Origin of the sequence: Bacillus nitratireducens (genome assembly GCF_036320425.1) — a bacterium.
GTDB lineage: Bacteria > Bacillota > Bacilli > Bacillales > Bacillaceae_G > Bacillus_A > Bacillus_A nitratireducens.
In genome coordinates, this window is the sequence record NZ_JAUMJO010000005.1 from 226929 (window position 1) to 251580 (window position 24652).

Genomic DNA, 24652 nt, shown 5'->3' on the forward strand with positions numbered 1-24652 from the left:
TGGACACAAAGTAGTCGGATAGTGGATTTAACTGTTAACAGCTGAAAGGTGAGATTGAATTGAAAGTAAAAGTGTTATTGGAAGAAATGAAAATTACGCAAAATAAAAGCATCGAACTTGAAATCTCTATACAAACAGATGGAAATGTGCAAGATATTTATGAGAGAGTAAAGGGATTATTTATTCATAAAGGAAATTCTAAAAAACAGTTATCACTATCTAGTATGAAAATCCATAAAGATAGAATTATATGTGTTCTACCAATTTCGGGACTTTCCGAAATAATGAATAATGGAAAATTAAAAGTTTATTTACAACTAGATAAAGACATTGTTGTTCTTCATGTATATAACAATTTGGGGAAGGAATTCATTATATGTCCTGATAACACAATTTTTCAAGTGAATGCGATTAATTCAGTTGAACAGTGTGTTGAATTTAGTAGAAAAGACTCTGTAGGTATTGTTGTCTCTGCAAATGAAATTTTTGAAAATGAAGAAAAAGATTTTGTAATACTGGGGGATTTCTCCCCGAAGTCTAAACGTAGAGAGGTTTATTTAAAAGAGTTCTTTTTGAAAAATGGCCTTACAAAAGAAGTGAAAAACTTAACAGGTTTAAAAGTGAATGACAGTACAAATGAATATCAAGTAACGCTGAATTTAAAGGGAAATCCTTTATATGAAGGTAACTGGGAATTGTATTGCGAAGGGGAGCTTAATGGCAAGTCTGTATTAATAAAGGTTGAAAATAAACAAGAAAAAAAAGTAGTTGGACATTATTTTCGTTATAATGATCAATTGTATTATCACGTGTTTTCTCGTAATAATAAACAGGAATTAATTCTTAAAATTGAAAAAAACGAAGAGAGAATGGTTTCTACTAAAATTAAAACTGTAAATTTAGGACAGAACAAGCTCACTATCGAAGGATTCGTGCAATTTAATTGTATGGTGGATGCGGAAAATCAGATGGTAGAGTTATTGTTTATCCATCGAGATACGAAAAAACATCAATCACATCCTATTAGGATAATAAACCATTCTTTTACAAAGACAATAGCGTTTGAAGAAGGTGATTTCTTTGAAGAAAAGGGAATTTGGGATGTGTTCTTAAGTTTTAAAGTGAGCGGGGTTAAAGATAGAGTTCCATTAAATCTAGATTCTATCCTAGAAGCTAAAATGGACTTTGTAGTTATACCTAAAACAATTTATTCCCGATCCGGTACTATAAAAAGAATTCGACCATATGTTACTTTAGATAATAATTTGGCAGTATTGATTAGAGATGAAGGAGTATACTGTGATGTTATTAGAGTTGATTATGAAGCGAGTAAGCTAATCGTAAAAGGCTTTGTAAGCATTCCGGATGTTAACTATGTTTTAAAAGATGTGTATCTTCATGAGGAATCTATGGATTTAAAAATCAATTGTATAAATGAATTTTCAGAAGGAGACGGAGGCTATTATTTTAATAGCTCATATGATTGGGATTCATTTGATATTGAAACAATTGGTGAAGTAAACTTACAGTTTATGATTTATATTGAGGGTAATGGAAATAATATTGTGTTTAAATTCATATCCAATTTAGATGATATAAAGAATAAAGCAAAGGCAATTATTTATCCTTCATTAAACCGGAATGTTAATGGGCATCCGATACAAATTCAGCCCTATTATACAAATCAAAATGAATTATCAGTGTCTGTACAGAATTCTTTACAATCCTATTGTACTGAAATGGATGTAAATAAGGATAATATAAAACTCAAAATTTATTCAACGGTAGAAAAACAGCTTGAATTGCAAGATGCAAGGTTAGTTTTTAAGGAAAAGAAAACTGGTCAAACTGTAACACAGAAAGGTAAATTAAATAATCTTAATGAGTATCTATTTTATATTAATTCATCATTTATGAAAGTAAATGAGCTTCATGATGCAGGGAAATGGGATGTGTACTTTGCTGCGAATGTTAATAATAATACTGTGGAAACAATGGTACTTTGTGAGGATATAAATATTATCAATAAAAACTCCACTTTTAAAGAAAATGCGATAAAAATGGAAAGTGGTTTATATTGTTCTACGTTCTTTAATAAAAAGGATAAGATAATGTCACTTGAAATAAGGAGCTTAAAGGCACATGAAAGAAAAAAAGAAAAAATAAAATTCTTAATGGCCAGAGGAGTTGCTAAAGTATGGAGTAAATTTCGAAAGAAACCAGTATGGCTTATTGGGGAAAATTTGGGGGAAGTTGCGCAAGATAATGGATTTGCTTTTTTTGAGTCTTGTGTTAAGAATAAAACCTCAGAAAATTACTATTATGTGAGTACAACCAATAATAAAAATATGGCCAACCTAGAACCGTATAAAGAAAAGGTTCTGCGGTATGATAGTTTTAAACACCTTGTTCTATATCATTTAAGTGAATATCTTATCGTAAGTCATGGCATTAGGGATGTTATTCCAAGCATTGTCCATCCTAAGATGGGAAGTAATCCAAAGAAAGTAATTTACCTACAACATGGTATTATTGCAATGAAAAAATTGCAGTTTAATAGAAAGTCTTATAATGGAATGATTAAAAAATTCGTTGTTTCCTCTACACATGAACAAAATATTATGATAAACGAAATGAATTTTAAAAAGGATCAAGTGATGGTTACCGGATTAGCTAGATTTGATTCTTTAGTAGATAAAAGTAAAAGTCGAAAAACTCGAGAGATTCTTCTTATGCCTACATGGAGAGATTGGATTATTGATTCAAAAAAAGAATTTTTAGCATCAGATTTTTATGTGCATTATAGTCAATTATTAAAAGATAAGAGGTTGCATAATCTATTAGAGGAAAATGATTTAGTATTAAAATTCTTTCCACATATCGAAATACAAAAAAAATATAAAGAAGAATTTTCATCTTTAAATAAGAGAATACAAATTGTTAAATTAGGCGAAGAAAGCGTAAAAGAATTGATGCAAAGTAGTTCCTTAATGATTACCGATTATTCAAGTGTTGTGTTTGATTTTAATTATTTGGAAAAACCATCGATTTTCTATCATTTTGATGTCAATGATTATTTGAAACATAGAGGATCTTATGTAGATTTGAGCAGGGAGTTAGTTGGAGATATAGCATATACAAAAGATGAAGTAATAAAATATATTAATGAGTATGTTCAAAAAGATTTTAAATATAAACCTAAGTACCTCATTAAGTCTAAAAAATATTATGCGCGTCATGATAAAAAGAACTTTGAACGAATTTATAAAGAAATCAAGAAAATATCAAATGAAAAATAAAGAAATAGTGAGGTATATAAGGATGAAAATTACCTTTCTTGTATATAATATTTATGGAATGGGGGGAACTGTAAGAACAGTTGTGAATACTGCTAACTATTTTGCCTCTCAAAATTATGATGTGGAGATTGTCAGTGTTAGAAGAACGAGTGCAAAACCGATGTTCGATATTAATAAAAAAGTAAAGCTTAATCCTATCTTTGATGCTAGAAGAGGAAAATTATTTGGGAGAAACACACCTCTTTACCAGAAAGTAATAAAAAAGATCTTATTGAAAATGCCTAGTTATTTCATAGATAAAAGCGAAGATTTATATCATATGTTTAATCTCTTTGTCGATTTTAAGATTATTGCGGCTCTAAAGAAAATTAATGAGGGTATCTTAATTACAACAATACCATCATTTAATATCTTAGCAACTAGATTTGTAAGTAATAATGTAATTAAGATTGGTCAAGAACATAAGTATTTCGGTGGTCATGAAAAGTGTTTACAAAATAAAATTGAAAAATATTATGGGAAATTAGATGCTTTAACATGTTTAACAGATTCAGAAATTAGCGACTATCAATCACTATTAAAGGGAACTGGGGTAACGTTATATAAAGTAGAAAATGCTACAGCAGTTCCTAAAGAAATAGCTGCACTAGATAAAAAAGTAGTGATTGCTGCGGGTAGATATGTACCTCAGAAAGGTTTTGACCTTTTAGTCCCTGCGTTTTCTAAAGTTATAGAGAAATATCCGGATTGGAAGCTGAAAATATTTGGTTCGGGAGAAGATGAACAACTTCTTCGACAGCAGATTTTTGATTATAAAGCCTATAATAATATTTTCTTAATGCCAAAAACGAATGATATTATTGGTGAGATGCTTAATTCATCAATTTATGTTTTAAGCTCCAGATACGAACCTTTTGGAATGGTTATAATTGAGGCCATGTCAGTAGGAGTCCCTTGTGTAAGTTTTGCTTGTACAGGGCCTGTCGAAATAATTAAAAATAAAGAAGATGGATTGCTTGTAGAAGAAGGAAATATTGATGAACTTGCTAATTCATTAATGACCTTAATGGAATTTGAAGAATTAAGAAAGGAATATGGTCGTAGGGCTAAAAAGAATGTTGAAAGATATACTTTTAACGTTGTTGGTGATAAGTGGGAAAATATTTTAGAAGAACAAGTACAAAAAAAGTTAAAATAGAATAAGAAGGTATTGTCAGAGATATCGATATAATATTTCATTGATTTTGTATTAGTAATATCTTTAGTTATAGAATAATAATGTGGGAAATATGAGTAGGCAAAAATCATAAAATTAAAACAGAGGATAGATAATTTATTTTTACATAGTAGTGTAATTAAATTATTAATTCTTTTTATAGTGGTTAAATTTTATAGTTTATATAAATATGTTTTAGATTACTAGGAGGAATATCATTGAAAAAAGTAAGAAAAGCTATTATTCCAGCAGCTGGATTAGGGACTCGCTTCCTACCAGCAACAAAAGCAATGCCAAAAGAAATGTTACCAATTGTGGATAAACCAACAATTCAATATATCGTGGAAGAGGCAATTGCGTCTGGAATTGAAGATATTATTATCGTAACAGGAAAAGGAAAACGTGCAATTGAAGATCATTTCGATCATTCCTTTGAATTAGAACAAAACTTACTATCAAAAGGAAAGTATGAAACTCTTGAAAAAGTACAAGAGTCTTCAAAGATCAATATTCATTATATTCGCCAAAAAGAGCCTAAAGGTTTAGGACATGCTGTTTGGTGTGCTCGTAAATTTATTGGAAATGAGCCATTTGCGGTACTACTTGGTGATGATATTGTTCAAGCGGATACGCCGTGCTTACGCCAATTAATGAATCAATATGAGAATACACAATCATCAGTAATTGGTGTTCAAACTGTTCCAGAGAATGAAACGCATCGCTATGGTATTATTGATCCGCTAGAGCAAAAGGATCGCAGTTATCAAGTGAGTAAATTTGTTGAAAAACCTGCTAAAGGAACAGCACCATCTAACTTAGCGATTATGGGGCGTTACGTGTTAACTCCAGAGATCTTTATGTTCTTAGAAGATCAACAAACAGGGGCAGGCGGAGAAATTCAGTTAACAGATGCGATTCAGCGTTTAAATGAAATTCAACGTGTATTTGCATATGATTTCGAAGGAAAACGCTATGATGTCGGAGAAAAACTAGGGTTTATTCAAACAACAATTGAAATGGCACTGCAACACGAAGAGTTAAAAAAAGAGCTATTAGATTATATGAAAAAGTTAGTGGAAAGCGAAATGGTTTGTAACTAAGCTTTAACGATACAAAAAAGACTACATTAGAAATGAAGTCTTTTTTTGTAGAAAAGGATGCTAAAATTTTTATGGATCAGAATCAATATGTTGGTTAAACAGTTAAGGTAAATCTGTTTTTGGAATTAGCTTTTTAATAATATTTCTTTTTTTCAGTCGTCAAACTTGTAGGATATTGTTTAATTCAGTTTTAAATAGTTTTTATAATATATCAATATTTGAATAAAATAATTCACTTGAAATAATTATTTATGAAGTTATTTTTGAATTTATATAAGGATAATTGAATTAAATATACTAAGGTAATTGTTGGATTTGATGTATAAATTTATATTGACGGGTTCATTATCAAGAACTAAAATGAATATTAAATGAGTATATTAAGATTAAAGAAACAAGGAGTGAAATTTCCGAATGAAATTTATACTCAGAAAATTCATTCTACTTATGATTTAGTAAATTATGTTCGATATAATCAGAATTAACTTAGGTTATACGATTTGATTTACCAGCGATTAGCTTTTTTATTAGTTAAATAGACAGTAATGGAGGGGAAACATGGAAAAGGAAATAAACTTAAAAAATTTATTTAATGTTATAAAAAGAAAATTTTGGATTATTGCAGTAATTACGATATTAGCGGCATGTATTGGTGGTATATATAGCATTTTCATGAAAACGCCTTTATATGCGTCTTCTGCAAGAATCCTCATTCCAGCTAATGCTGATGCTATAGCTACACTTAAAGTGATGATAAAGGAACCTATTGTTTTAGAGAAAGTGGCCCAGCAATTAAATTCGCAAAAATCAGCAGATGCATTGAATGGACAGGTTAGTGTTGGAAAGATTGAAGAGTCACAGGTTTTTGTTATTACGGCTGTAGATACTAATCCAGCCCAGGCAGTCAAAATTGCCAATGCTACAGCAAATGTTTATAAAGAAGAAGCCAATGCTATCCTAAATTTTTCGAATGTCCGCATCTTAACAGAAGCAAAAGTACAAGAGCATCCTTTACCGATAAACTTGAATCATGCAAAAGCGATTGAGATGGCCTTGGCTGCCGGTCTTATACTGAGTATCGGAGTAGTCTTTGTATTGGATTCTCTTGATGAAACAATTAAATCGGAACGTAACATTGAAAAATTATTACCGGTTCCCGTTTTAGGAAGTGTTTCTCAAATGAAGAAAAATAATATAGTAGATAAAACAAGTAAGAGAGAAAGTGTAATAGTGGAGGGGAAAACATTTGATTCATAATAAAAAGCAAAGCCGTATCCTTGATAATAGTCATTTAATTGCTCATATCGCTCCGAAATCGAAGATGGCTGAGGAATATCGAACAATTCGTACTAACCTTCAATTTGCAATTGGCACGGACAAAACAAGAACTATAATTATTACTTCTCCTGGATATGGAGAAGGTAAAACCACCACTGTGGCAAATTTGGCGGTTTCTATGGCTCAGCGAGATGAAAAAGTCTTAGTTGTTGATGCGGATTTGCGAACTCCGGAACTACATGCGATTTTTGGAATGGAAAATAAATCTGGATTAACAAATGTTTTGGAGGGAAAAGCAGCATTAGAAAAAGTGGTAATGCAGACAGAAATCAGAAATGTACATATATTGACAAGTGGTCCCGAAATTAATAATCCAGCTGAGATGCTTAGTTTACCATCTATGCAAAATTTAATTAGCAAAGCAATAGAGCAGTATGACATTATTTTATTTGATTCTCCGCCCCTTCTTGAGGTTATAGATACAAATATACTAGCTAGTCAATGTGATGGGGTATTATTGGTGTTAAGTTGCTATCAAACTGCTAGTGAAGCAGTTGTTGAAGCGAATAGGGCCTTAGATTTAACAAAAGGAAAGCTTGTAGGGGCTATTCTAAATAAAAAAGTATAAGGGATTTATTAGAATTGATTATACATAAAATAATAATACAGCGCTTTCCTAATGGGTGACGTAAGGATGAGAAGCTTTTCATATATTTTATAGTAGAGAATGAAAGACTACCTATAAAAAATTATAGGGTACGGTGATGTCTCCTTACCACTATCAATGGAGACACTCGATCATACTGTGGGTTGAAGAACCTTAGACGTTAGTCGTCAAGAGTGTGGTGTGAGGGAGGGTTGGATGCCCAAATTTATTTGAAGTTCTTGTCTAGAAAGTCTTTCTAAAGGATTTTGTAGATAGGAACTTTGTATTAGTTGGTTATTGATTATTTTCCTTGTCTATATGTTTAGCTAGACATATTCAATATATAAATCTTTTAATTCTAAGATAACAATTATGAGGATTTCCTTTTATTATATATAAAAAATTTAGAGAGGGGGGCCTATTATGACGTATCGCCAGAGATTATCCTTATTAATTTTAATTGATTCCTTAATCGTATTAACTACGGTTTTCTTTAGTCGCTTCTTAGTAAGTGCTGATTTCAATGTCATAACATTTCCCATCGTAGTGAGTGCAATGACGCTGCTATTTAGCCATCATATTTTTTCTTTTATTTATAAGCTTTATAAAAAAGCATGGGAGTATGCAAGTGTAGGAGAATTGCTAATTATTTTAAAAGCAATCACACTTTCTGTTATCACAACAGCAGTAGTACAACAAATATTGGTTCAAGATATTTATTTCCGTCTTCTTGTTGTAACGTGGATGATTCATATTTTACTGATTGGAGGATCACGTTTTCTATGGCGGATGTTCAGAGATGCTTATATTCAAAAAGGGGAGGACAAAAAAAGAACACTAATTATTGGTGCGGGTTCTGCAGGTACAATGGTTGTAAGGCAACTTTTGAATAGTAATGATACTGAATTACTGCCTGTGGCATTTATAGATGATAATATAAAGAAACAAGGGTTGGATATTCTTGGAATACCGGTAATTGGAGGAATTGACCGTATTGAATTTGCTGTTCAGCAATTAGATATCGATAGCATCATAATAGCAATTCCTTCACTTAGCAAGAAAGCATTAAATATGATTTTTCAAGAATGTTCCAAGACAAAAATAAAAACACAAATTCTTCCAATGCTAGAGGATTTAGTGACTGGAAAAGTTTCAGTGAATGAATTTCGTGATGTCCAAGTAGACGATTTATTAGGACGTGATCCTGTTGAATTGGATATTGAAAGTATTTCAGAATTTATTACTAATAAAATTATTTTAGTAACTGGTGCTGGTGGTTCAATTGGATCTGAAATTTGTCGTCAAATTGCAAAATTCAACCCAAAACAATTGATTTTATTAGGTCATGGTGAAAATAGTATTTATTCTATCGAAATGGAATTGAAAGAGCTATACGGTGACACAGATATTGTCGTTACCACAGAAATTGCTGATGTACAGGATGATCTGAAAATGATGTCAGTAATGAGTCAATATCAGCCTCAAGTTGTTTATCATGCCGCTGCACATAAGCATGTACCATTGATGGAACGTAACCCCGAAGAAGCTATCAAAAACAATTTAATTGGGACAACAAACGTGGCAAAAGCGGCAAGCTGGAATGGGGTCGAGACGTTTGTAATGATCTCTACAGATAAAGCTGTGAATCCGACAAGTGTAATGGGAGCAACAAAAAGGCTTGCTGAAATGGTAATTCAAAACTTGGACAAAACAAGTAATACAAAGTTTGTGGCTGTAAGATTTGGTAATGTATTAGGAAGCCGCGGTAGTGTTATACCGTTGTTTAAAAAACAAATTAAGCAAGGTGGTCCAGTTACGGTTACACATCCAGATATGATTCGTTACTTTATGACAATTCCAGAGGCGTCCAAGCTTGTAATACAGGCTGGTGCATTAGCTAAAGGTGGAGAAATATTTGTGTTAGATATGGGAGATCCTGTGAAAATAGTAGATCTTGCGAAAAATTTAATTACATTATCAGGAAATTCGCTAGAAGAAATACAAATAGAGTTCACTGGAATAAGACCTGGAGAGAAGCTCTTTGAAGAACTATTGAAAAAAGAAGAAATACATGAACAACAAATTCATCCTAAAATTTATATAGGTAAAACATCGAACCTTTGTATAAACGAAATTGAAGCAGTTCTCCAAACTTATAAGAATCTCGAGAAGACGGAATTAAGAAAACGTGTATTGACATTGGCAAATAGTCATATAACTCCACAAAATATGATGTAAATATGGATTTTGATCTGCATATATATGCTTAGAATTATGTTTTACTATGTAGAGAAATGAGAATGAAGTATGCACAGGTGGTTAGTTACAATATAACAATTGTAGGGTGATATATATATGGAAAATAAAGTATTATTTTGTGCGACGGTAGACTTTCACTTTAAAGCATTTCATTTGCCGTATATGAAATGGTTTAAAGAACAAGGCTGGGAAGTCCATGTTGCTGCTGCTGGCAACATGGAACTTCCATATGTGGATAAGAAGTATGACATTTCTATTCAAAGGTCACCTTTGCAATTTAAGAATATTAAGGCTTATAAAGAGCTGAAAGATATTATTGATGAAAATCAATATAAAATTATTCATTGCCATACCCCGATGGGGGGAGCCGTTGCACGTTTGGCAGCAAGAAAGTCTAGAAAGCATGGAACAAAAGTTTTATATACTGCGCATGGATTTCATTTTTGTAAAGGTGCCCCGCTTGCAAATTGGCTGTTATATTATCCAATTGAAAAAATGCTAGCAAATTATACAGATTGCCTCATTACAATTAACCAAGAAGATTATAACTTGGCTGTTCAGCGAAAGTTTAAAGTACCTAAAATTGAACAAATTCATGGGGTGGGAGTGGACACAGAATATTTTAAACCAGTTAGTGAGGCTCAAAAGAATTGTCTAAGGATTGAGATGGGTTATAAACCGGATGATTTTTTAATGTTTTATGCGGCTGAGTTTAATAAAAATAAAAATCAGCAGTTTTTGATTCGTTCATTGGCCTTAATAAAAGATCATGTTCCCAATGCGAGGCTTCTATTGGCTGGGAATGGTCCTTTGATAAATGATTGCAAAAATTTAGCTGAAAAAATGGGCGTATTTGAAATGATAGATTTCCTTGGTTATAGGAATGATATTGCAAAAATTTTACCTATTTGTGATATTTCTGTTGCATCCAGTCTACGTGAGGGGTTACCAGTTAATATTATGGAAGCGATGGCTTGCGGGTTGCCTGTTATAGCTAGTGAGAACAGGGGCCATAAAGAGTTAATTCAAAATGGTGTAAATGGTTGGACAGTAGGTCGTGAAGACATACAGACAATGGCAGAAAAGATAAAATATCTTGCTGAAAATAGTAGCTTACAAGGCATATTCGGAGAGTCTGGTCGTGAGATTATTAAAAATAATTATGCCGTCAATAAAGTATTAGAAGAAAAGAGCTATATTTACACCATGTTTATGAGTGGAACGGAGGCATTAGATTGGATTGTCCATTAAGAATCTTACATGTTGTAGTCAATATGAACCGTGGTGGTGCAGAAACCCTTATTATGAACTTGTACCGGAATATAGATCGAAATAAAGTGCAGTTTGATTTTCTTACTTGTAAGGAAGGTGTTTTTGATACAGAAATATCAGAATTAGGTGGGAAAGTGCACAGGATTCCATATATTACTGATGGTGGTCATAACGAATACATAAAGTCTTTAGATAATTTTTTTGAATCTCATCAAGAATATAAGGTTGTACACTCACACATGGATAAGATGAGTGGATTTGTGTTACGTGCAGCTAAGAAAGCCGGTATACCAGTTCGTATCGCACATAGTCACAATACTAGCAGTGAAGGTGGAGTTGCTGCGAAAGTATATAAGTGGTATGCAGGGAAGTATATATTACGAAGTGCGACACATCTTCTAGCATGCTCGGATGCAGCATCTCGCTGGTTATTTGCAGGTAAAACAGATACCGCCACGATTTTAAAAAATGGAATTGAGCCTGAAAAGTTTTCATTTTCCCCCGAAATTAGAAAACAGATAAGAGAGGGACTAAATCTTACAGTTGATAACTTTGTAGTAGGGCATGTAGGAAGGTTTGCGCATCAAAAAAATCATGGATTCCTTATAGAAGTGTTTGCTCAGTTAGTTAAACTTAGAAGAGATTCTGTTCTTGTTTTGGTGGGGGATGGTCCGTTACGGTTAAAGATCGAACAAAAAGTGGAAGAATTAAATTTAGGGGCTAATGTAAAGTTTCTTGGCATAAGGAGCGATATCGACCATTTACTTCAAGCTTTTGATGTATTTGCATTCCCATCCATTCATGAAGGATTGCCTGTTACTCTTATAGAAGCGCAAGGAGCTGGGTTATCTTGTGTAATCTCGGATGCGATAACTAAAGAAGTAGACATGGGAGCAGGTCTAGTGAGTTTTGAAAGCATAAATACCTCCCCTGAAATATGGGCGCAGGATATATTGGATGTCAATAAACGTATGCAAGATGTAGAAGGATATATCAAGAAAGAAGGATATGATATAAGTGAATCGGCTACTTGGCTTGAGAATTTTTATCTTCAAGCGCTTTAATTAATAGTAACTTCTATATTTTAAATAATGTCTAAAGGATTAAAAAGGAGCACAATGATGTCAAGAGTTTCATGTTGTCTTAGGCTAGGAGAAGTTCCGCTGCATCTCTATAATATAACTGCAGGTTTTGTTCTACTTGCTCAACAAGGAGTAATAGACTTGAGGATAGAGAAACTTAGTAAGAATCATCAAGATCAATTACCTTATAATATGATGGAAGTTATAATCAACGGGAAAACTCGAGTGTTATATGATGTTAATGATGGTTATGATAATTTGCTTAAGAAAAATCAGGATTATGTTGAGTTTATGAATGTGTTGTTAGAAAAATACGACTTTTACTTTAAGCGAAGTTTTAATAGTTTTTATAATTCAAAGTTAAGGCATAAGGAAAAAATTTATCCTCTTGGATTAAATTATATGGTTACAATACCTGGAAATATTGCGCATTCACCGATGCCTCAAGATCCACTTAGGGAGAAAATTAAGAAAATAATACGGAAGGTTCCGTTGTCTCAATATTACAATGGTTTATATCGTATTAATTCTTTTGAAGATATACCTCATAAAGAAATAAATTCAAAAATTCTTTTTATGGCTAGGCTATGGGATGTAAATGGAGATTATGAAGGGCAAATTTCTTCGAATAAAAAGGAAGAACGTGCATATATTAATGATTTTCGAGCAACATGCATTAGACTTTGTCGAAAAGAGTTTGGAGATAAATTTTATGGAGGAGTAGCACCATCAGAATTTGCATATAAAAATTATGCAGATATTGTTATAGAAGACGGAAAAGCTACTGAACGGAATAATTACCTAAGAAAGGTAAAAGAATCAGCAATTTGTATTGCAACTATGGGATTACATCAATCTATTGGCTGGAAATTTGCAGAGTATGTTGCAGCAAGTAAGGCTATAGTAACAGAAGAATTACATTATGAAGTCCCAGGTGATTTTCGTGATGGTCAAAATTATCTTGTTTTTAAAACACCAGAAGAATGTATAAATCAAATATATACTCTATCAAATGATGAAAATTATAGATATCAAATGATGATTAACAATTATAGATATTACCATGAATATGTAAGACCTGATAGATTAGTATTAAATAGTATATTAACAATATTAGGGGATGAATTTTAATAGATTAGATGATTGATGGAGAGATGTAAATTGAAACCTACTCTTACAATTTTTACACCTACATTTAACCGTGCTTACACGCTGCATTTATGTTATGAAAGTTTAAAGCGACAGACAAGTAAGGATTTTGTTTGGTTAATTATTGATGATGGATCTACAGATGAAACAAGAGAGTTAATAGAAAATTGGATTTCCCAAGGCAGTATCTCAATTCAGTATCATTATCAAGAGAATCAGGGAATGCACGGAGCACATAATACTGCTTACGAATTAATTGATACGGAACTTAATGTTTGTATTGATTCTGATGATTATATGGCGGATGATGCCGTTGAAAATATCACTCGTTTTTGGAAGGAGTATGGAAGTAATGATTACGCTGGCATAATAGGGTTAGACGCTAATTCAAATGGAAAAGTTATTGGAACGATGATGCCGGAACATGTGAAGGCATCTAAACTGACAGATTTGCATGCGAAATATAAAGTCACAGGTGATAAAAAGTTAGTTTATCGATCAGAGTTAACACGAAAAACTCCACCATATCCAATATTTCCGGGCGAAAAGTACTGTCCTTTAAGTTATAAATATATTCTTATTGATCAAGAGCATCCGTTACTCATCATGAATAAAGTTCTTTGTCATGTTGAGTATTTAGCAGATGGATCTAGCATGAACATTATTAAGCAATACAGAAAAAATCCCCAAGGGTTCTCATTCTTTAGAAAAGTTGCTATGAAATATGCTCCTACATTAAAAGAAAAATTTCGAGAATCTATACATTATGTATCTAGCAACTTGATGATCAAAAACTATAAATTTCTCATTGAGTCCCCATGTAAATTTATTACTTTGGTGGCTACACCTTTTGGGATTATGCTTCATTTTTATATTCAAAAGACAAGTAAAGCTACTGTTTTGAAAAATAAATAGTAGGTCTTTAATTAACTGTGTATTTTATTGTCATATGTATTTAGATTGTAAGAGAAATATAGGACTGATAGGTTATATTATTGAATTATTTGGTTAAAGAATAGCAAAGAGTTTTATATTTACAATCTATAATATGAAAGGAATTTAAAAATGTTTATATTTTGGGTTACGCTGGCCTTAGTTTATATTCTTTCTTTTTTAGCAAGATATTTTTCTACTCCTGTAATAATGGGACCACACATTGTTCAATCAAAGCCAAATAAGCTGTTAGTATTTTTAACAATAGTTATTCTTGTAATGGTGTCTGGTCTCCGTAATAATATCGGGGATACTTTTTTTTATATGTATTCTTATAAAAAAGATACGTTTGATTGGGAACATATAAAAGAAGGAAAAGATATGGGTTTTAATGTGCTTCAGATGATTTTAAAACAGTTCTCTAATGACCCTCAAATATTGATTTTTGTAACGGCACTAATAACAAATGTACTTATTGTATTGGTTTTATATAAATATACAAGAATGTTCGAATTAAGTTTATATGTATATATAACAGGTGGAATGTATTTAATATCAATGAATGGGATAAGGCAATTTCTTGCAGCAGCAATTATTTTTGCTGCAACAAAATATATATTTGAAGGTAACTGGAAAAAGTATATTCTAATTATTCTATTTGCATCAACAATACATCAAACTGCACTTATCCTTATTCCAATATATTTTATGATTAGGAGAAAAGCATGGTCATGGGAAACGTATGTAACCCTTTTTTGCTCTGTATTCATAGTTATAGGGTTTAATCAATTTTTAGATACGTTATTCTCAGTCATAGGAGATAGTCAGTATGGAGATTACAAGAACTTTTCTGAGGGCGGAGCAAATATACTTAGAGTTGGAGTTAATATTCCTCCAATTATTATTGCTTACATTGGAAGAGAGAAACTTAGGGAAATATTTCCTAAAAGCGACTATGTAGTAAATATGTCTATATTAGGACTTGTATTCATGATAATTTCAACACAAAATTGGATTTTTGCAAGATTTTCTATATATTTTGGGTTATACCAATTAATTTTAATTTCATGGATTATAAAATTATTTACTGATAAAGACCAAAAACTAGTTTATTATGCAATATTAATATTTTATTTTATTTTCTATGCATACGAGAATGTAATAACATTAAACATTATTTATAAAAGTAATTTTTTAAATTTCTAAGTTTTTTAAGGTGAAATATGTTAATGACTAGTTGATCAATGAAATATGGAGATTTAGGTGTATAGGTATATTATTCTATATAGTTTAGAAAGGGGATACTGAGTTGGCATTTACAGAAAAGATTCCACGCATCATTCACTATTGTTGGTTTGGTAAAGGGGAAAAACCCATAATAGTAAAAAAATGTATAGATAGCTGGAAAGAGAATTTAGCTGGTTATGAAATAATTGAGTGGAATGAAGATAATTTTGATATAAATTGTAATTTATATGTCAAGGAAGCCTATGAATACAAAAAATTTGCATTTGTAAGTGATTATGTAAGAGTATACGCTCTTTATAAATTTGGAGGAATTTACTTAGATACGGATGTGGAGGTATTCAAATCTTTTGATGATATGCTACATCATGATTCATTTTGGGGATTTGAACAAGAGAACTATATAGCTACAAGTACAATAGGAGCCACTAAAGGAAATGTGTTAATAAGAATGTTTCTAGATTCATACGAAGAAAAAAGTTTTATTAAAGAGGATGGAAAGTATGACAGTTTAACCAATGTGGCCATTATAAGCGAGATACTAAAAAATAAAGGATTACAGTTGAATGGAAAATATCAAGAAATAAGTGGGATAGGGGCCTTCTATCCTCAAACATATTTTTCTCCATATGATTATATTAACTGTAGAAAATTTATTACTCCAAATACATATGCAATGCATCATTTTTATAAAAGTTGGTTACCACCTAAAGCAAGATTGAAGAGTGGTTTAAAACTGTTAGCATCTAAGGTTATAGGTGGAGAAAATATAGCGCGGATAAGAAAATTTGTTACAAAAAATTAGGGGGCATATATGAAGGATATACTGGTGGCCTCATTTGATATGGAAGTTGGAGGAGTAGAAAGAAGCCTTATAAGTATGCTTGAGGGTTTTGATTACAAAAAATACGCTGTTGATTTAATGCTGTATAGACATCAAGGGGATTTTATGGAATTAGTTTGTAACAAGGTAAATTTATTAGACGAAGTTCCACAATACACCACCTTTAGGAAGTCAATTGGAGAAACTTTAAAGGATAAAGAGTATGGCATTGGATTTTCTAGAATTTTATCTAAGATAAATACTCGTTTTACAGGAAAAGCTAAAGGAATAGTAGAGACAGGATATTATCAAATGCAATTAATGTGGAAATATGCTACTCCATTTTTACCTAAACTAGATAAAGAATATGACGTTGCGATTAGCTATTTATGGCCGCATTATTTTGTAGCAGATAAGGTCAAGGCTAAGAAAAAAATAGCATGGATTCATACAGATTATTCCATAATTGAGACAGATATAGAGATGGATTTAAAAGTATGGAATAAATTTGATTATATTGTAGCTGTATCAGAAGCATGCAAAAATTCATTTTTAAAAAAATATAGTTCATTAAAAAATAAGGTTATAGTGATGGAAAATATAACCTCCCCGCAGTTTATTAGAGATATGGCGAATGAAGAAATAGATACCCCTATGCTTCTTGATAACCGTTTTAAAGTTATAACTGTGGCTAGGCTATCTCATGCAAAAGGAATCGATAATGCTGTTAGGGCTTTAAGGATATTGAAAGATAAAGGCTATGAGAATATAGCCTGGTATGTAGTTGGATATGGTGGAGACGAAACAATGATTAAAAATCTAATAAGGGATTTGAAATTAGAAAATAGCTTTGTGTTGCTAGGAAAGCAAATTAATCCATATCCATATATAAAAGAAGCTGATTTATATGTCCAACCATCTAGATATGAGGGAAAAGCTGTTACAGTAGGAGAGGCTCAGATACTTGCAAAACCAGTCCTAATTACAAATTATACAACCGCAAACAGTCAAGTGAAAAATGGGGTTGACGGATATATTACGGAATTATCCGTTGAAGGAATAGCAGATGGAATAGAAAAATTATATAGGGATGCTACCGTAAGAAAGCAGTTAGTTAACAATTGTAGTAATACTGATTATAGTAATAAGTATGAATTAAATAAGTTGTATGAAATTATGGAGGCTTAAAAGTTTATTAAGTGTATTGGTACAACTACAAAAATTTTTAAAAATGAAAGTATAAGAGATTCGAAGCAAAGGAGTGATTTGCTCGTGAATAGAAATGTCAGTGTAATTATACCGGTTTATAATGCTGGTAAATATATTACTCGGTGTATAGAATCACTGTTAAATCAGGTGCTTCATAACTGTGAATTTATCTTTATCAATGATGGTTCAACGGACAATAGTGTAGAGATTATTGAAAAGTATAGGGCACTAGATGACAGGATTATACTTATAAATCAAAAAAATCAGGGTGTGAGTATTGCAAGGAATCAAGGGATTCTTATAGCTAATGGTGAATATATTGGGTTTGTTGATGCTGATGATTATGTAGAAGCGGATATGTATGAAAATCTGTATAATTCAGCAAAACAAAGCAATTGTGATGTAATTATATCAAATTTAAGAAGTGAGATTGAAGGGCATAAGGTAACAATTCAATATCCATTTCCAACTAATATTGTTCTAGAAAAAGAATATATAAATAAAGAGATATTATCCTATTTTCTTAAAAGCGATAATTTAAATACTGCTGTAAACAAAATTTATAAAAATAGCATAATAACGAAAAATAATGTGAAGTTTCCAGAGAAGGTTGCATTAGGAGAAGATGGAATGTTTAATATTCAATTTTTCAGTAATGCAACTAATATGAAATATATAGATTATACGGGGTATTATTATAGGGATGTAGCGGGTAGCGCAACCCGGGATATCTCAAAAAAAGATTATTTCAAGCGAGCTGTAGAAGTATATAATATGGAACTACCGAAAATTTATATCGAAAAGGTCGATAAGGCAAAGATACGTGAATTGAAATCAAGAAAGTTTATAAATAGTGTAATTTCCTACGTATATATTTATTTTGAACCGTCTAAGGAAATACGGTTTAGTGAGAGATATGAGTACGTAAAAAATATGATATGCAATAAATATGTTAGAGAGGCATTGCCACTATATTGTGAAGTAACTTATAGCAAACTTGGTAGATATGAGAAATTTTTGATAAATATGATTAAAAGAAGATCTACTGTGGGGTTATACTTTGCAGTCTCTTACAGCAGGCTTAGAAATAAATAAAACTGGAGGAATTTAGTGTGAAGTTTATGATGTTTGCCCATGGGGGCAGTTTGAATAGAGGGTGCGAAGCAATAGTTCGAGCTTCTACAAATATTATCAAAGAAAAAATAGATGGAGCAAAAGTATGTTTGGCATCAGATAGACCTGAAACAGATAAGGTAATCAATAAGTTAGATTATATATATGATGGCTCTAGCCGCAGTCTGAAAAAATATTCATATGATTGGTTATTGTCCTCAGTTAAAGTAAAACTCTTTAACGATGAGTCTTATGCGTTAGGGAAAATTCATCATAACATAATAAAGCATATAAAAAGTTCCGATGTATGTTTATCTATCGGAGGGGATAATTATTGCTATGGAGAGCAACCTGGGTGGTATGAGATTGATAGAAGAGTAAAAATGCAGGGGAAAAAGCTAGTACTATGGGGATGTTCTATAGGAGAAGAGGATATGTCTGAAAGAAAGTTGGAAGATCTAAAGCTCTTTGACTTAATATTAGCACGCGAAAGTCTGACCTATAATATGTTAAAAAAACAAGGATTAAATAATGTTCAATTGTGTGCTGATGCTGCATTTACAATGGAAAAAGAAGAATTGGAGTTGCCTAATGGATGGCAGGAAGGAAATACAATGGGTCTTAATTTTAGCCCGCTTGTATGGAATAGAAATGAGAATTCTCAAGTTGCGGTAAGAGAGTTAATTAATCATATATTAAATACTACAGATATGACGATTGCTCTCACACCTCACGTTATTGAAGATGGGAACAATGATTACGAAGTTCTCTACAAATATTACAAAGAATTTAAGGACACAGGCAGAGTGATTCTGTTACCAGATAACTTAAATGCAATACAGTATAAGGGGTATATAGCTAGAATGCGTTTCTTTATAGGAGCTCGAACGCATGCAACTATAGCTGCTTACTCTAGTTTTATTCCGACTATGGTATTGGGATATAGTGTAAAATCCAAAGGGATATCTAAAGATATATTTGGGGAAGAAAAATTAGTTTTAGATATAGAGGAGATATCTGATAGTAATAAATTAAAAGCAAGATTTGATGAGATGGTACGAGAGGAAGAGGAGATAAGGCAAAAGCTACGACAATCTATACCTAATATAAAGAAAATGTCTTACAAAGCAGTAGAATATTTGAAAGAATTGTCTAAGTAATTTGGGGTACATTATGAAAAAAAAACTACTATTTGTTATGCCTAGTTTATCTGCTGGTGGTGGAGAAAAAAGCTTGATAAATTTACTATCTCAGATAGATTACAGTTTATATGATGTAGATTTATTTTTGTTTAATAAAACAGGAATATTCATAAATTCGATACCAAGGGAGGTAAATATATTAGATCTGCCAAGTGATTATAAAATATTTGCATCTAGCCTTAAAAATTCAATAATGGGCTTTTTAAAGAATGGACAAATTGATTTAGCATATTCAAGATTGATGTTCACTATTAAAAATAGATTGATAAAGGAAGCTGCAATTTCAGAACAGTATACATGGGAATATCAAAGTAAGTCATTTGAAGTGTTAGAAAAAGAGTATGATGCAGCGATAGGCTATCTTGAAAAGTCTTCAATATACTTCGTAGTTGATAAGGTCAATGCCAAAAAAAAGGCTGGATGGATACATACAAACTACTCGAATTCAGGTATGGATTGCCAGTTCGATAACTCATATTTTGAACAACTAGATAATCTAATAACGGTTTCAGAAGAGTGTGCAAAATCGTTACAAGAAAATTTTCCACAACTAAAAAATAAAGTTACGATTATATATAATATAGTAGCTCCTGGCGTTATATATGATTTATCTAAAGAAGATATAGAAGATGACAGTTTGTTTGATAGACATTATACCAATATTATTACTGTCGCCAGATTAAGTCATGAAAAGGGTTTAGATTTAGCGGTGAAATCTTGCAAGTTACTTCTTGAAAAAGGATACAAGATAAATTGGTACGTATTAGGGGATGGAAATGAAAAAGATGCATTAGAACGTTTAATAGAAGATCATCATCTATCAAACCATTTTACAATTTTGGGGGTTCGAGAAAATCCCTATCCTTATATACGAAAAGCAGATATATATGTGCAACCATCTAGGTATGAAGGTAAGTCTATAGCAATTGATGAAGCAAAAATATTGCATAAACCGATAGTGGTGACCAACTTTGAAACTGCAAAAGATCAAATAAATCATGGAATAAACGGAATTATTGCTGAGATGTCTGAAGAAGGAATAGCAACTGAAATTGAAAGGCTTATCAAAGATATAGAATTAAGGGAAAGAATCGTAAATAATTTATCTACAGAAAAGTTAGGAACCGAAAAAGAAATAAATAAGCTCTACGGAATTCTTTAAAAGGTGATTATTATGAAAAAAGACGTATTATTTGTTATCAATAATTTGAACTGCGGTGGGGCTGAGAAGTCATTAATCTCTCTGTTGAATACGATGGATTACTCTCGCTATAATGTGGATTTATTTTTATTTAAGCATGAAGGTTTATTCCTTAATAAAATCCCTAAACAAGTGAATGTATTGGAAGAACCTCCTGAGTATCAGTTGTTTGATATGCCGATAAAAGCAGCTATCATGAAATGCTTGCGACAAGGAAGACTAGATATAGCCTTATCAAGGGTTTGTGCAGGTTACATATTTAAAAGTGAAAAAAACAAGGCTCGTTGTGAACAGAGAGTATGGCGATATCTATCAAAATCTTTACAGAATATAAGTAAAAAGTATGATGTAGCGATTGGGTACTTAGAAAAGAACCCAGTTTACTTTTGTATAGACAAAGTAAATGCGAATAAGAAAATTGGTTTTATACACACTGATTATGACAAATTAGGAATGGATCCTAACATTGATATGGGTTATTTTCGTTCATTGGATCATATAGTGACGGTGTCTGAAGAATGTGCCAATGTTTTAAAACAAAGATTTTCTATATATAACGACAAAATAGGTGTTATTCATAACATCGTATCTCCAAGTACGATAAATAAAATGTCACAGGAAAAGGTAGATTTAGAGCGTAAAGGGGTAAAGCTTGTTTCTGTAGGAAGGTTAAGTCATGAAAAGGGATTTGATTTGGCTATAGAAGCATGTAAGAATCTGGTTGGAGATGGATATGAAATAAAGTGGTATATCATTGGAGAAGGGGAAGGGCGAGGTAAGTTAGAAAAAATGATAGAAGAAAATCAACTTCAAGATCATTTTTTACTGTTAGGACTGAAAGAAAATCCCTATCCGTATATAAGAGAAGCAGATATATATGTACAACCATCCAGGTTCGAAGGAAAATCTATCGCAATAGACGAAGCAAAAATACTGCATAAACCAATAGTGTTAACAAATTTCAGTACAGCTAAAGACCAAATTAAAAATGAAGAAAATGGGCTGATTATAGACATGGATGCTCACTCACTTTCGGAGGGAATTAAGAAATTAATACATAATGAAGAATTAAGAAATAAGTTAATAAAGAACTTATCAGATGAAGAGCTAGGAACCGAGTCGGAGATAAAAAAATTATATACATTATTTAAGTAGTATAGAAAGGACATAATTATATGGTTATACAGGCAGCGTGCTTTGTGTTACTTGCCGTAATTGCAATTATTGTAGTGATTGATTTCATTCCTATAGGAAAGAATTGGTTGGGAAGAATAAAAATAGGAAGATATACGGATAAAAGCTTATGGAATCAGTCAATCACTCATATAGGTGTTAAGTGGCTAAATAAAACACCAAAGATTAAGGTAACTGATAACACAAGATTAATAGCAATTGATATGTTGAAAGGAAATTATACGAAAAGCGCTATACAGCATTGGCAAGAAGCATCTTTAATATTAGGGTTGTCTGAATACCTGAAATATAATGATGACAGAGCAGTAAAACATGAAATGACAAAGTTTTTGAACTCCAAATTTGATTCTAACGGTCAGTGGGTACACAAACCTCAGTATGTAGATGGAGCAATACTTGCTTATGCTATTATGAAGCTGGATTTTGAGGAGATAGATAAATATAAAAAAGCTTTGGATGCTACCTGGGAAATGATACAAGAGCATATAGGTGAGGATGGTACGATAGAATATAGAAAGTTTATGAAGGGGTATCGATACGTAGATACTATTGGTTTCATATGTCCATTCTTAGTGACTTACGGCATTAGGTATAACAAAAGTGAGTGTATAGATTTGGCTGTAAAGCAGATTAAAGAATATGAAACATATGGAATGTTAAACTTAAGTCATATACCATGTCATGCTTATAGATTAGAAGATAAAGTTCCTCTAGGTTTATATGGCTGGGGAAGAGGTCTTGGATGGTTTGCTATAGGTCTTATAGATACGTGGAATGAATTACCAGAAAACAACGGCTATAAATCTGTATTAGAAGAAAGTGTACGTGAATTTGCAAAAGCTACGATGAAATTTCAACAACAAGGCAATTGGAATTGGACTGTAACCAGGAACGAATGCGGACCAGATTCCTCCGCTACATCCACACTGGGGTGGTTTATGTTGAATGCAGCAAAGATAGAAGATATTTCAAAGGAATGTTTGGAAAGTGCAGATAAAGCTATCGGTTATTTGATGGGAGTGACAAGAAGAAACGGAGCGGTCGACTTCTCTCAAGGTGATACGAAGGATATAGGTGTATATTCTACGTTATTTGATATATTGCCATTCACACAAGGGTTTTGTATTAGATTAATTAATTTACGTAATAATTATAAAATGTAGTCATCCTTATAAGGATGACTACATTTTAATAGTTAGATTAATAAATTTTATTTTAGAACAGAGGGAAGAATTATGACGAGACGTTATAAAGAATTGGATTCCCTTCGGGGTATCGCTGCAATCATTGTTCTATTAGGACACTTCTTAGCATTATTTCCGATATTAGGTAAAAAGGTAATGTATTCAACATTTGGGGCCTATTTTTCTATATTATGGCAAGGCCATTCGGCTGTTATTATATTTTTTGTGTTAAGTGGATTTGTTCTATCCTTGCCTTTTTATAAAGGGACGGAATTTAATTATTTAAAGTATCTTATTAAAAGAGTTTGTAGGATTTACATTCCTTATATTGTGATTCTTTTTATTGCAATAGGAATTAAATTGGGGGTTCATTCTAAAATTGGTACCATTCCTGGTTTGGTACAATGGGGTTCATGGAACATAGAAGTTTCTTTTAATAGAGTAATGGATCATATTTTATTCTTGAGAGAATTTAATTCTGATGCGTTTATTATGGTGATTTGGTCATTAGTTCACGAGATGCGAATTTCCATAGTGTTTCCTTTAATTATTTTTCTTTTACTTAGAGTAAACTGGAAATTAAGTATGGGGATAGCGATGTTTTTATCAGTTATTGGTTATTTATTAATGAAGAACATTCCAAGCGAATTTAATATGCCAGTATCCACCAATTACTTTATCACATTACATTATAGCTCAATGTTTATTATTGGTGCACTACTAGCCAAAAACAGAGAATATTTAGTGAGTAAAATTATTAATTCAAAAGTAAAATATATATTATTACCTTTAGGTCTTTTATTTTTTAGCTATCCACGTATCCCATTTATGTTACTTTCCAAACTAATTGGTGAAATTGATTATGATTTGTATCTTATTATCATCGATTGGTATATATGTTTTGGTGCAGTTTTAATTATTCTATCCGCTCTAAGTTCAAAACTATTTTCTAAATTATTACTGATTAAACCAGTACAATTTATAGGGGAAATATCATATAGTCTTTATTTAGTACATCCAATTGTTCTATTAACAACAGTTCATATTTTCTATGGAAAGATATCAGTGCCTTTAATTTTATTAATTTCTTTCTTATTTACTATGGTTGTGTCGGTCTTATGTTATAAATTTATTGAAATTCCATCAATAAAAATAGGCCGGAAACTTGCCACTAAAAATTCTAGAGGCGATGTTTCGTTGAAAAAAAAGGCTAGTTGAAAAATTGGAAAATAATAAGAATAAATATT

The 24652-nt window shown here is 31.7% G+C and carries 19 protein-coding genes; all 19 read left to right on the forward strand.

Annotated elements, in window-relative coordinates; translation table 11 throughout:
- Positions 1-59 precede the first annotated feature (59 nt).
- Positions 60-3299 carry a CDP-glycerol glycerophosphotransferase family protein gene (locus tag Q3V31_RS20010; protein WP_090813740.1) on the forward strand — a complete coding sequence of 1080 codons (3240 nt, stop codon included), beginning with the start codon at positions 60-62 and terminating at the stop codon, positions 3297-3299.
- Positions 3289-4497: a glycosyltransferase family 4 protein gene (locus Q3V31_RS20015; RefSeq protein ID WP_240514157.1), complete on the forward strand. Its 1209-nt coding sequence runs from the start codon at positions 3289-3291 to the stop codon at positions 4495-4497. Before Q3V31_RS20010 ends, Q3V31_RS20015 begins: the two co-directional genes overlap by 11 nt.
- 236 nt (positions 4498-4733) lie before the next feature.
- Positions 4734-5615: a UTP--glucose-1-phosphate uridylyltransferase GalU gene (galU, locus tag Q3V31_RS20020; RefSeq protein WP_041488624.1), complete on the forward strand. Its 882-nt coding sequence runs from the start codon at positions 4734-4736 to the stop codon at positions 5613-5615.
- Positions 5616-6173: 558 nt separating this feature from the next.
- Complete coding sequence (locus tag Q3V31_RS20025) at positions 6174-6872, forward strand: YveK family protein (RefSeq protein ID WP_044439499.1); 699 nt, start codon at positions 6174-6176, stop codon at positions 6870-6872.
- The gene (locus Q3V31_RS20030; protein ID WP_090813741.1) at positions 6862-7521 is read left to right on the forward strand and encodes a CpsD/CapB family tyrosine-protein kinase; all 660 of its coding nucleotides are present in this window, start codon (positions 6862-6864) and stop codon (positions 7519-7521) included. Before Q3V31_RS20025 ends, Q3V31_RS20030 begins: the two co-directional genes overlap by 11 nt.
- A 441-nt stretch (positions 7522-7962) precedes the next feature.
- Entirely contained in the window at positions 7963-9777 is a 1815-nt protein-coding gene (locus tag Q3V31_RS20035) for a polysaccharide biosynthesis protein (RefSeq protein ID WP_105589837.1), read from the forward strand.
- Positions 9778-9894: 117 nt separating this feature from the next.
- A complete protein-coding gene (locus tag Q3V31_RS20040; protein WP_097872431.1) occupies positions 9895-11049 on the forward strand; it encodes a glycosyltransferase family 4 protein in 1155 nt (384 codons plus the stop codon).
- A complete protein-coding gene (locus Q3V31_RS20045; RefSeq protein WP_090813744.1) occupies positions 11034-12134 on the forward strand; it encodes a glycosyltransferase family 1 protein in 1101 nt (366 codons plus the stop codon). Before Q3V31_RS20040 ends, Q3V31_RS20045 begins: the two co-directional genes overlap by 16 nt.
- A 57-nt stretch (positions 12135-12191) precedes the next feature.
- Complete coding sequence (locus Q3V31_RS20050) at positions 12192-13283, forward strand: hypothetical protein (protein WP_090813745.1); 1092 nt, start codon at positions 12192-12194, stop codon at positions 13281-13283.
- A 30-nt stretch (positions 13284-13313) separates the two neighbouring features.
- Positions 13314-14216 carry a glycosyltransferase family A protein gene (locus Q3V31_RS20055; RefSeq protein WP_090813746.1) on the forward strand — a complete coding sequence of 301 codons (903 nt, stop codon included), beginning with the start codon at positions 13314-13316 and terminating at the stop codon, positions 14214-14216.
- 150 nt (positions 14217-14366) lie between these two features.
- Positions 14367-15440, forward strand: coding sequence for an EpsG family protein (locus Q3V31_RS20060; RefSeq protein WP_078176138.1), 1074 nt, complete (start codon positions 14367-14369; stop codon positions 15438-15440).
- 103 nt (positions 15441-15543) lie between these two features.
- Positions 15544-16284 (forward strand): glycosyltransferase family 32 protein, encoded by a 741-nt coding sequence (locus tag Q3V31_RS20065; protein ID WP_090813747.1) that lies wholly within the window; start codon positions 15544-15546, stop codon positions 16282-16284.
- A gap of 9 nt (positions 16285-16293) precedes the next feature.
- Positions 16294-17490, forward strand: coding sequence for a glycosyltransferase (locus Q3V31_RS20070; RefSeq protein WP_090813748.1), 1197 nt, complete (start codon positions 16294-16296; stop codon positions 17488-17490).
- Between the two features lie 84 nt (positions 17491-17574).
- Positions 17575-18606 (forward strand): glycosyltransferase, encoded by a 1032-nt coding sequence (locus tag Q3V31_RS20075; protein WP_090813749.1) that lies wholly within the window; start codon positions 17575-17577, stop codon positions 18604-18606.
- A 17-nt stretch (positions 18607-18623) separates the two neighbouring features.
- Positions 18624-19784 carry a polysaccharide pyruvyl transferase family protein gene (locus Q3V31_RS20080; protein ID WP_000671003.1) on the forward strand — a complete coding sequence of 387 codons (1161 nt, stop codon included), beginning with the start codon at positions 18624-18626 and terminating at the stop codon, positions 19782-19784.
- A 13-nt stretch (positions 19785-19797) separates the two neighbouring features.
- Entirely contained in the window at positions 19798-20988 is a 1191-nt protein-coding gene (locus Q3V31_RS20085) for a glycosyltransferase (RefSeq protein ID WP_016130943.1), read from the forward strand.
- A gap of 12 nt (positions 20989-21000) precedes the next feature.
- Positions 21001-22182, forward strand: a complete 1182-nt coding sequence (locus tag Q3V31_RS20090; protein ID WP_329766591.1) for a glycosyltransferase — start codon at positions 21001-21003, stop codon at positions 22180-22182.
- A 20-nt stretch (positions 22183-22202) separates the two neighbouring features.
- The gene (locus Q3V31_RS20095; RefSeq protein ID WP_329766592.1) at positions 22203-23384 is read left to right on the forward strand and encodes a glycoside hydrolase family 88 protein; all 1182 of its coding nucleotides are present in this window, start codon (positions 22203-22205) and stop codon (positions 23382-23384) included.
- A gap of 72 nt (positions 23385-23456) precedes the next feature.
- Positions 23457-24623, forward strand: coding sequence for an acyltransferase family protein (locus Q3V31_RS20100; RefSeq protein ID WP_329766593.1), 1167 nt, complete (start codon positions 23457-23459; stop codon positions 24621-24623).
- The last annotated feature ends 29 nt before the right edge of the window (positions 24624-24652 follow it).

Bases quoted from the DNA above. Each gene is read 5' to 3' on its own strand.
- Q3V31_RS20015 (WP_240514157.1), top strand. From the start codon at position 3,289: ATGAAAAATAAAGAAATAGTGAGGTATATAAGGATGAAAATTACCTTT.
- Q3V31_RS20025 (WP_044439499.1), top strand. From the start codon at position 6,174: ATGGAAAAGGAAATAAACTTAAAAAATTTATTTAATGTTATAAAAAGA.
- Q3V31_RS20035 (WP_105589837.1), top strand. From the start codon at position 7,963: ATGACGTATCGCCAGAGATTATCCTTATTAATTTTAATTGATTCCTTA.
- Q3V31_RS20040 (WP_097872431.1), top strand. From the start codon at position 9,895: ATGGAAAATAAAGTATTATTTTGTGCGACGGTAGACTTTCACTTTAAA.
- Q3V31_RS20050 (WP_090813745.1), top strand. From the start codon at position 12,192: ATGTCAAGAGTTTCATGTTGTCTTAGGCTAGGAGAAGTTCCGCTGCAT.
- Q3V31_RS20060 (WP_078176138.1), top strand. From the start codon at position 14,367: ATGTTTATATTTTGGGTTACGCTGGCCTTAGTTTATATTCTTTCTTTT.
- Q3V31_RS20070 (WP_090813748.1), top strand. From the start codon at position 16,294: ATGAAGGATATACTGGTGGCCTCATTTGATATGGAAGTTGGAGGAGTA.
- Q3V31_RS20085 (WP_016130943.1), top strand. From the start codon at position 19,798: ATGAAAAAAAAACTACTATTTGTTATGCCTAGTTTATCTGCTGGTGGT.
- Q3V31_RS20090 (WP_329766591.1), top strand. From the start codon at position 21,001: ATGAAAAAAGACGTATTATTTGTTATCAATAATTTGAACTGCGGTGGG.
- Q3V31_RS20095 (WP_329766592.1), top strand. From the start codon at position 22,203: ATGGTTATACAGGCAGCGTGCTTTGTGTTACTTGCCGTAATTGCAATT.
- Q3V31_RS20100 (WP_329766593.1), top strand. From the start codon at position 23,457: ATGACGAGACGTTATAAAGAATTGGATTCCCTTCGGGGTATCGCTGCA.